This is a genomic window from Streptosporangium sandarakinum (assembly GCF_050942225.1).
GTDB classification, from domain to species: Bacteria; Actinomycetota; Actinomycetes; order Streptosporangiales; family Streptosporangiaceae; genus Streptosporangium; species Streptosporangium nondiastaticum.
Window position 1 is genome coordinate 1,028,607 of the sequence record NZ_CP192034.1, and the last position, 8,959, is coordinate 1,037,565.

Consider the following 8,959-nt stretch of genomic DNA (forward strand, 5'->3'; position numbering starts at 1 on the left):
CCGGTAGGAGCGGGGGCCCTCGTCATAGGGGCTCCACGCCTGGCGCGGACGCTTCGGCGCCCCGGCCCGCTCATCGGCGCGCGACGCCCCCGTCGGCGGCCGGGGGGCCCGCTCGTACGGCGCGGCGCCGGGCCGGGCGCCCTCCCCGGGGAGGCGGCTCCGTGGCGTTCCGGCGCGCCGTACGGCCGTCCCGCCTCGTCGCGGGATCCGGAGGGGTCGCTCGGGGGCTCGAACGCGTCGCGCGGCTCCCGCGGATAGGGCGGCTCGGACGCGGGGTTCCGTTCGCGCGCGTACGGCGGCTCGGGCATGCGGTAGGGCTGCTGCGCGGACGCGCCGCCGGGCTCCGAGGGGTCGTACGGCTGTTCGTGCGGCCTGCCCGGCGAGGCGAACCAGCCGCCGTCACCGGCGGGCGGGCCCCCGGGCCGGTCGTGCGACGCGGGCCCGGGCGGGCGCTCACCGCGCGAGGGCGGTGTCGGCGCGTCGGGCAGGACATACGGCTGGCGGCGCGGCGGTTCACCGGGAAAACCCATGCGCCGAGACTAGGCCATGTGCTGCAGATCTTCCGCCCGCCGGAGGCCCGCCCGCGCGGATCGGTCTGGGACCCCGCCGGGGTCCCGCCCCGCGCGGCGCGGCCTGGGCGCGGTCTAGCTGTAGCCGAAATCCTGCGTCCACCAGGGGCCGTCCGGGCCCTCGGCCAGGCCGACGCCGGTGGCGGCGAGCCTGCAGTCGAGGATGTTGCGCCGGTGGCCGGGGTTGGCCATCCAGTTGCGGACCGTCTCGGCGGCGGTGAAGTAGCCGCGGCCGATGTTCTCGGCGCCCCCGTCGTGGTAACGGACCGCCTCCATCCGCTTCCAGGGCGAGGCGCCGTCGGGGGAGTTGTGGGAGAAGAGTCCGCTGGTCGCCATCTCGGTGGAGTGGGCCCGGGCCGATCTGACCAGCCGCGAGTCGATCCGCAGCGGCGCGCAGCCGGCCCGTCTGCGCTCGGCGTTGGTCAGCCGGACGACCTCGCGCTCCATCGTGCTCAGGGACGTCATGACCCGGGTCGTGCCCGTGCCGTCGCCGTTGAGGTAGCGGGGGGCGTCGTCGGTGGGGTCGGTGAGGGGGTGGCGGGGACCCCTGCTGGCGCGCGTGGTCGGCTGCGGCGACGGTGTCACGGGGGCGGTGGGGCGCACGACCCGGGCGAGCGGGGCCCGGCCGCCCAAGCCCTCCGATCCGGAGGCCGAGGGGGAGGGCCGCGCCGGGTCGGAGTTGTTCAGGTACACCTGGCCGGTGGTCGTCACCTCGCGGCTGTTCCTGCCGAGCAGGAAACCCAGCAGCAGCACGAGGGTCAGGCATGCGAACAGCCCCATGCGGCGAAGGCTGGACCGATGGGTGCGCCGGGGGTGAGGGAACTGCCACATACCGCTGTCAAAGATAGAGATGTTTCGGAAGAGGAAGAAGAGAATGCCCGGAACGTAGCGGAACCGTTCTGCGGGCCCGGGCGCGGCGATCCCGGAGCAGTCGCCGGTCATGGGTACACTGGTCGCAGGCACCGGCGTGCGGCCGGGTCTTTTTGACCCATGTCCTTCACCGCCGGTATCCTCTTAGTTCGTTGTGTGCGAATTGGTCTCCTCCATCAAGACCGATACGCGGCGCGTCCGGCGTCATCTCCTGAGGATTGGGAGACGGAAGGTCCGGGCTGTCGTGTGCCCGCACCTACCGACCAAGCCGCTGTCGTTTCCGACAGTCCCGAAGACGCGAGCAAAGAAGGCATACGACCGTGCGCACGTACACACCCAAGCCTGCTGAAGTCGAGCGTCAGTGGCACATCATCGATGCCACCGACATCGTGCTCGGCCGGCTGGCAAGCCACGTCGCGATCCTGCTTCGCGGTAAGCACAAGCCGACCTTCGCCAACCACGTCGACACCGGTGACTTCGTCATCGTCATCAACGCCGACAAGGTCGCGCTGACCGGCAACAAGCTGGAGCAGAAGAAGGCTTACCGTCACTCGGGCTATCCCGGTGGTCTGCGTTCCATGACCTACGGCGAGCTCATGGACAAGCGTCCTGACCGCGCCGTCGAGAAGGCCGTGCGGGGCATGCTGCCCAAGAACGCCCTCGGCCGAAAGATGATCAAGAAGCTCAAGGTCTACTCCGGCTCCGAGCACCCGCACCAGGCCCAGAAGCCGGTGCCGTTCGAGCTGACCCAGATCGCCCAGTAGTCGCCCAGCTGCTTATCGCCAGCAGCGTCGGCCCGATGGCCGGCGCCAAGTAGGAAAGTAAGAGGAGAACCGTGGCTGAGCCCACCGGTGTCGAGACGCCCATCGAGGGCGAGCAGGAAGCTTATCTGTCGGAGGAGTTCCCCTCCGAGTACACCACCGAGTCCGTTGCCGGCGGCGAGGCCGCCGTTCGCAAGCCCATCACGACGGGCAACTCCTACGGCACCGGCCGCCGCAAGGAGGCCGTCGCCCGTGTCCGCATCGTGCCGGGCACCGGCAAGTGGACGATCAACGGCCGTCCGCTGGACGTCTACTTCCCGAACAAGGTCCACCAGCAGATCGTCAACGAGCCCTTCGTGACGCTCGGCGCCGAGGACCAGTTCGACGTCATCGCCCGCATCGACGGCGGCGGCGTGACCGGCCAGGCCGGTGCCCTGCGCATGGGTCTCTCCCGCGCGCTGGCCACGCTGGACGTCGAGGTCAACCGCCCGCCGCTGAAGAAGGCCGGCTTCCTGACCCGTGACGCCCGCGCCACCGAGCGCAAGAAGTACGGTCTCAAGAAGGCCCGCAAGGCTCCGCAGTACAGCAAGCGTTAAGTTGGGGCGCCTCTTCGGCACCGACGGGGTCCGTGGGGTCGCGGGGAGCGACCTCACGGCCGAGCTGGCCATGGAGTTGTCCGTGGCCGCGGCTCATGTCCTCGGCGATGCCGGAGCGTTCAACGCCGGTACGGGGCGGCACGACCGCCCCGTCGCGGTCGTGGGCCGGGACCCGCGGGCTTCAGGAGAGTTCCTGGAGGCCGCCGTGGTCGCCGGCCTTGCGTCGTCCGGCGTGGACGTCCTCCGGCTCGGCGTGCTGCCCACCCCGGCGGTCGCTTACCTCACCACGGCTCTCGGAGCCGACACGGGCGTGATGATCACCGCCTCCCACAACCCCGCCCCCGACAACGGGATCAAGTTCCTCACCCGCACCGGTCACAAGCTGCCCGACACGGTGGAGAACGAGATCGAGCGGCGGCTCGGCGAGAAGTGGGACCGCCCGGTCGGTGCCGCGGTCGGCCGCGTGCGCGAGGCGTACGGCGAGGCCGATCGTTACGTGTCCCACCTGCTGTCCACCATGACGGGCCACTTGGACGGCCTGCGGGTGGTCGTCGACTGCGCCAACGGCGCGGCCCACGTGGTCGCCCCCGAGGCCCTGCGGAGGGCCGGCGCGACGGTCGAGACCATCGGCGCGAGCCCGGACGGCCTCAACATCAACTCCGGGGTCGGCTCGACCCACCTGGAGCGGCTCCAGGAGGCCGTGGTCTCCGGCGGGGCCGACGTCGGCATCGCCTACGACGGTGACGCCGACCGCTGCCTGGCGGTCGCGCACACCGGCGAGGTGATCGACGGCGACCAGATCATGGCGGTGCTCGCCCTGGCGCTGCGCGCCGAGGGCAGGCTGGCGGCCGACACCGTGGTCGCCACGGTCATGTCCAACCTGGGCTTCAAGATCGCCATGCGGAACGCCGGCATCGAGGTGATCGAGACCGCAGTGGGCGACCGCTACGTGCTGGAGGCCATGAAGGCGGGCGGCTACAACCTCGGTGGCGAGCAGTCCGGCCATGTCCTGATGCTCGACCACGCCACCACCGGCGACGGCGTGCTGACCTCCCTCCAGCTGCTGCAGGTGGTCGCCCGCGAGGGCAGGCCGCTGGCCGAGATCGCCTCGGTGATGACCCGGATGCCGCAGGTCCTGATCAACGTCAAGGACGTCGACCGGGCCAAGGCCTCGGTTCCGGAGCTGTCGGCGGCGGTCGCCGTGGCGGAGTCCGAGCTCGGTGAGACCGGCCGGGTGCTGATCCGGCCGAGCGGCACCGAGCCGATGATCCGCGTCATGGTGGAGGCCGCCTCGGCGGAGCAGGCCGAGCTGATGGCGGGCCGCCTGGCCGAGGTCGTCCGTACGGCCTGCGCCTGACCGCCGGACCCCCGGACACGCGAACGGCCCCCGCCCGGCATGCCGCCGGGCGGGGGCCGTTCGCCGTTCCCCGGCGGTCGCCCGGAGGCGGCCGTGAGGATCAGGTGAAGGTCATTCGTCGCCGGTGAGGGAGAAGCCTCGCAGGCGATGGCCGGCCCAGACGATCGCGCCGACGGTGACGACCAGCAGGGCGACGGCGGCGAAGCCGATCGTGATCCCGGTGGACAGGAACGCCGAGGACGACACCTGGTCGGCGACGGTCTGGGCCCACTGCTGGATGGAGAACCTGCGGGCGCCCGGCACGAAGTTGCCGACCACGCCCTCCCACACCAGGGCGTAGGCGATGCCGATCGTGACCGCGTGCCGGGTGATGATGCCCAGCAGCATGAACACCGCCGCGTACGCGATGCCCCCGGCCAGGGCGCCGGCGGCGAAGCCGTACGCGATGCCGGACTCGGAGCCGACCAGCAGGTAGGACGCGGCGAAGGTCGGGACGGCGCCGAACAGGGCGAGCAGGGAGGCGGCGACGACGAACTTCGTCCGCGCGATGACCGGCCGGGAGATCGGCTTGGACAGCAGGTGGACGACCGTGCCGTCCTCGATCTCCGGGGCGATCACCCCGGTGCCCGCGATCAGGCCGAGCAGCGGCAGCATCGTGCCGATGGCGAAGGTCTGCATGAGCGTGACCGCCGCCTGCTCACCGGCCTCGCCGATCCACCGCAGCAGCACGGCCAGGCCGAGGAGCACCAGCGGGAGCAGGACGAGCAGCCAGATCCTTCTGCGGCCGAGCAACGCGCGGTAGGAGATCCCGGCGATGACACCGTTCATCAGCTGCTCCTGTCGATCAGGTAGGAGAAGACGCTTTCGAGGTCCTCGTCGGCCGGGGAGACCTGCGTGATCCGCACCCCGGCGTCCCTGGCGACCCTGGGCAGCAGCCGGGTGAACCGCCGGAAGTCGACGGCCTGCACCTCCAGGCCCTGGCCGGTGAGGGAGACCGCGCTGGAGGAGGGGTCGGCGACCAGGGCCGACGCCAGGCGGCGGTCGTCGCTGGAGCGGATCCGGAACACGTGGGGCCGGTCGGTCATCCTGCGGCGGATCTCGCGGAAGTCGCCGGAGGCGGCGTGCCGGCCGGCGACCATGACCTCGATGTGCTGGGCGACGCGCTCGACTTCCTCCAGGATGTGCGAGCTGAACAGGATGGTCTTGCCCGCCGCCCCCATGCCGGTGACCAGGTCCATCAGGTGCATGCGCTGGCGCGGGTCCATGCCGTTGAACGGCTCGTCGAGCAGGAGGACCTGCGGGTCGTGGACGAGGGCGGCGGCGACCTTGATCCGCTGCCGCATCCCCTTGGAGTAGGTCTCGATCCTGCGGTCCCTGGCGGGTTCCATCTCGACCAGGGCGATCGCCTTGCGGGCGGCGTCCTCGGGGTCGGGGAGGCGGTGCAGCCGGGCCCCGGACAGCACGAACTGCCAGCCGGTGAGGAAGCCGTAGGCGGCCTCGCGCTCGGGGACCAGGCCGATGGAGCGGTAGATCTGGTGGTTGCGCCAGATCTTCGTCCCGTCGAGGGTCACCGTTCCGCTGGACGGGGCGAGGAACCCGGCCATCATGTGCAGGAGCGTCGACTTGCCGGCGCCGTTGGGGCCGAGCAGGCCGGTGACGCCGGGTCCGATGGTCATGGTGACGTCGTTGACGGCGACGACGTTGCCGTACCAGCGGGAGACCTGGGCCAGTTCGATCCTCATCGCGAGGCCGCCTTCCGGTAACGCAGGATCAGGGCGGTCACGGACAGGGCGATCAGCGCGACCACGGCCAGGATCGTCACGACGACGCCGGCGCCCGCCGGGTAGGTGGTGGGGCCCGAGGCCTTCGCGCCGAGGAGGCCCACCTGGACCGCGGCGTCCACGAGGAAGAACGGATTGATCACCCACGCCCACGCGGCGGCGGTGTAGTCGTTCACCGACTCCAGCATCGCCGCGAGCGCGCCCGAGACCGCCGAGGTGAGCAGGTAGAACGCGATGACCGCGGCGACGCCCAGGCCGCGCCGGGGGGTGAAGGAGGCGATCGCCACCCCCAGACAGGACAGCGTCACCGCGAGGACGACCGCCCCGGCGAGGGCGGTGAGATAGTCGGAGGTGTGGGCCGGGCCGGGCGGGTCGATGACCAGTTCACCGACGAACAGCACGGTGAGCGGGACGGCCAGGACCAGGAACATCGCCGCGGTCATCGCCGCGACCTTGGCGCCGACGTAGTCGAGGAGCCGCACCGGCCGCGACAGGTAGAGCGGCAGCACCCGGAAGCGCAGGTCGGGCGCGACGGTGTACGGCGACTGCGCGGCGAGGAAGACGGCGAGCACGACCTGCATGGTGACCGCGTAACCGGTGTAGGAGATGATCGGGTCCCGCTTGATCAGCGCCATGACCCCGATGGAGACGACCGTCGGGAACATCATGATCGTCGCGAGCGCGAACGGGATGATCTTCGAGCGGGCCGGGCGGCCCAGCCCGAACACCCCGCGCAGGGTGTGCAGGGTCAGCGCCCCGGCGGCGTGGGCGCGGCCCAGCCGTACCCCGTCGTAGTGGCGGTAGCCGATGTCGTGGATGACCCCCGCGGGGGCCGCGGAAGGCGCGCCGGAGGGCGCTGGAGGCGTCTCGGGCACGGCGGTCCTCTCACGGGTGCGGCCGGGACCCGCCGGGGGCCCCGCCGGGCGGCTGGGCGTGTCCAAGCCGCTCCGGTCGTCCGGCAGGTCGGGTGTGCCGGGGCTGTTCCGGTCGTCCGGCAGGTCGGGTGTGCCGGGCCGGTTCCGGTCGTCCGGCAGGTCAGGCATCGGCGGGCTCCCGGAAGACGTCCTCGATGCGCTGGCGGCCCTGCTCCATGCGGACGAGGTGGAGGTCGAGGTCGCAGACGGCGTCGCGGAGCGTGTCGAAGGTCTCCGGCGTGCGGACGTCCACCAGGAGCGTACGGCCGTGCGGGGTGACGGTCTCGCCCAGCTCGGTGAGCCGGGCGGCCAAGGCGTCGCGGCCCTCCTCCACCTCCACCATGACGGTCCGGGTGGTCTGCGTGAAGTCGGAGATGGGGGAGGAGCGCAGCAGCCTGCCGCCGTCGATCACGATGACGTGGTCGCAGATCCGCTCCAGCTCGCCCAGCAGGTGGGAGGTGACGAGCACGCTGATGCCGAACTCGGTGCCGATCCTGCGGATCAGCGCCAGCATCTCGTCGCGGCCCTGGGGGTCGAGCCCGTTGGTGGGTTCGTCCAGGAAGACCAGCCGGGGGTCGTGCGCCAGGGCCTGGGCGAGCTTGACCCGCTGCTTCATGCCGGTGGAGTAGCCGCCCATGGCGCGGTAGCGCTCCTCGTACAGGCCGACGTGGCGCAGCACGTCGGCGGCGCGTTCGCGGGCCGCGGTGCGCGGCAGGCCGGCCATCTGGCCCATGTGGACGGTGAACTCCGTGGCCGACAGGTCGGGGGGCAGGCAGTCGTGCTCGGGCATGTACCCGACGGCGCCGCGGATCTCGGCGCCCCGGGTCGTCACGTCCATGCCCAGCACCTCGGCCCGGCCGGCCGAGGGCGCGAGCAGGCCCAGCAGGATCTTGATCAGCGTCGATTTGCCCGCGCCGTTCGCGCCGACCAGGCCGGTCACGCCGGGGCCGACGTCGACGGTGAGCCCGTCGAGCGCCGTCACCCGGGGAAATCGTCTGGTGAGTCCCTCGGTGGCGAGGATAGTCATACCCGGACACTATCCACCGGCCGCGCCGGGAGCCTCCGCCGTGCGGACGAATCCGCCTCGGCCGAAAGGCCGGTCCGGCCCTACCGGCCGCCCCGCCGAAGCCCCGGCCCCCCGCCGCGCTCCAGGCCGCGCGGCCCGCGCGCGGGGAACCGTACGCCGAACCGCGCCCAGTAGGCCCGCTGGACGACCAGGGTGACCGTACCGGAGATGACCATGCCGGCGATGTTCACCGCGAGCTGGGTGACCGAGCCCGCCACGTCGGCCCAGCGGCCGAGGGCGACGGCGACGGCGAGGTATCCGGCGGCGGGCACGGTGGTGACCGAGATGAAGACGCCCACCAGGGCCGAGGACTTGCCCGCGGTGACCGACAGCACCCCGGCCGCCCCGGCCAGCAGGGCCACGACGAACGACCAGCGGTCGGGCTTGACGATGAACTCGATCTCCTCGTGCCCGCGCAGCGTGCCGGTGTCGATCCAGCCCAGCGCGCGGAAGGCCAGCGCGCAGGCGAGCGTGACCGCTATGGCGACCGCGAACCCGGTGAGGAGCGTGCGCAGGGCACGGACGATCAGGTGCCGGTCGCCCCTGAGCAGCCCGAAGCAGACGGCCGCGACCGCGCCGAACTCCGGGCCGAGCACCATCGCGCCGACGATCAGGATCGGCGAGTTCACGATCACGCCGACCGCCGCGATCTGTGTGGCGATCACCAGGAACGCCAGGAAGGCCCAGCTCAGCTCGGTGTCGTCCTCGACCCGCTGGGCGAGCTCGTCCCAGACCACCGCGTCGTCGCCGTGGCCGGGCGCCTCCTCCTCCGCGCGGGTGGCCACCTCGGAGACCGACAGGTCGACCCGTTCGCCCGCGATGGACCCGAGGGTGTCCAGGTCGAGGTCGCGCAGGCAGTCGATCATCTCGCTGGCGGCCTCGCGGGCGATGTCGAACTCCACGAGGTCGCCCTTGGGGGAGCGGGCCGCGCCGTGCAGCACGACGACGTTGGCCACGCCGACGGCGCCGTCGAGCAGGCTGAGGACCTCGTCCGTCCGTTCGGACGGGCTGATCACGCGGAGATGCAGCACGCGACTCCCCCTAC

Annotated in this window: 9 protein-coding genes; 3 read left to right on the forward strand and 6 right to left on the reverse strand. The window is 71.9% G+C overall.

Annotated elements, in window-relative coordinates:
• Positions 1-644 precede the first annotated feature (644 nt).
• Positions 645-1,349 carry a CAP domain-containing protein gene (locus ACQP10_RS05055; RefSeq protein WP_346017568.1) on the reverse strand — a complete coding sequence of 235 codons (705 nt, stop codon included), beginning with the start codon at positions 1,347-1,349 and terminating at the stop codon, positions 645-647.
• 410 nt (positions 1,350-1,759) lie between these two features.
• Here ACQP10_RS05055 and rplM point away from each other — a divergent pair, with 410 nt between their 5' ends.
• The 3 genes from rplM (at position 1,760) to glmM (ending at position 4,153) form a co-directional block, all read left to right on the forward strand.
• The gene (gene rplM, locus ACQP10_RS05060; protein WP_189246815.1) at positions 1,760-2,203 is read left to right on the forward strand and encodes a 50S ribosomal protein L13; all 444 of its coding nucleotides are present in this window, start codon (positions 1,760-1,762) and stop codon (positions 2,201-2,203) included.
• Between the two features lie 71 nt (positions 2,204-2,274).
• Positions 2,275-2,796, forward strand: coding sequence for a 30S ribosomal protein S9 (gene rpsI, locus ACQP10_RS05065; protein ID WP_179819666.1), 522 nt, complete (start codon positions 2,275-2,277; stop codon positions 2,794-2,796).
• 1 nt (position 2,797) lies between these two features.
• The gene (glmM, locus tag ACQP10_RS05070) at positions 2,798-4,153 is read left to right on the forward strand and encodes a phosphoglucosamine mutase (RefSeq protein ID WP_346017567.1); all 1,356 of its coding nucleotides are present in this window, start codon (positions 2,798-2,800) and stop codon (positions 4,151-4,153) included.
• Positions 4,154-4,264: 111 nt separating this feature from the next.
• On the opposite strand, the gene ACQP10_RS05075 is transcribed toward glmM, so the two are convergent.
• From ACQP10_RS05075 to ACQP10_RS05095, 5 genes are all read right to left on the reverse strand, one after another.
• On the reverse strand, positions 4,265-4,981 hold the full coding sequence (locus tag ACQP10_RS05075; protein WP_346017566.1) for an ABC transporter permease subunit: 717 nt from the start codon (positions 4,979-4,981) through the stop codon (positions 4,265-4,267).
• Positions 4,981-5,895: an ABC transporter ATP-binding protein gene (locus ACQP10_RS05080; protein WP_179819661.1), complete on the reverse strand. Its 915-nt coding sequence runs from the start codon at positions 5,893-5,895 to the stop codon at positions 4,981-4,983. The genes ACQP10_RS05075 and ACQP10_RS05080 overlap by 1 nt, the downstream gene beginning before the upstream one ends.
• Entirely contained in the window at positions 5,892-6,977 is a 1,086-nt protein-coding gene (locus tag ACQP10_RS05085) for an ABC transporter permease (protein WP_433540962.1), read from the reverse strand. Before ACQP10_RS05085 ends, ACQP10_RS05080 begins: the two co-directional genes overlap by 4 nt.
• Positions 6,970-7,875 (reverse strand): ABC transporter ATP-binding protein, encoded by a 906-nt coding sequence (locus tag ACQP10_RS05090; RefSeq protein ID WP_399500031.1) that lies wholly within the window; start codon positions 7,873-7,875, stop codon positions 6,970-6,972. Before ACQP10_RS05090 ends, ACQP10_RS05085 begins: the two co-directional genes overlap by 8 nt.
• A gap of 80 nt (positions 7,876-7,955) precedes the next feature.
• Positions 7,956-8,945, reverse strand: a complete 990-nt coding sequence (locus ACQP10_RS05095; RefSeq protein ID WP_346017563.1) for a DUF389 domain-containing protein — start codon at positions 8,943-8,945, stop codon at positions 7,956-7,958.
• Positions 8,946-8,959: the final 14 nt, after the last annotated feature.

What these genes read in the sequence shown, in the direction of transcription:
- ACQP10_RS05085 (WP_433540962.1), bottom strand. Translation starts at nt 6,977, where the DNA reads ATGCCTGACCTGCCGGACGACCGGAACCGGCCCGGCACACCCGACCTG.
- ACQP10_RS05090 (WP_399500031.1), bottom strand. Translation starts at nt 7,875, where the DNA reads ATGACTATCCTCGCCACCGAGGGACTCACCAGACGATTTCCCCGGGTG.
- ACQP10_RS05080 (WP_179819661.1), bottom strand. Translation starts at nt 5,895, where the DNA reads ATGAGGATCGAACTGGCCCAGGTCTCCCGCTGGTACGGCAACGTCGTC.
- ACQP10_RS05075 (WP_346017566.1), bottom strand. Translation starts at nt 4,981, where the DNA reads ATGAACGGTGTCATCGCCGGGATCTCCTACCGCGCGTTGCTCGGCCGC.
- ACQP10_RS05055 (WP_346017568.1), bottom strand. Translation starts at nt 1,349, where the DNA reads ATGGGGCTGTTCGCATGCCTGACCCTCGTGCTGCTGCTGGGTTTCCTG.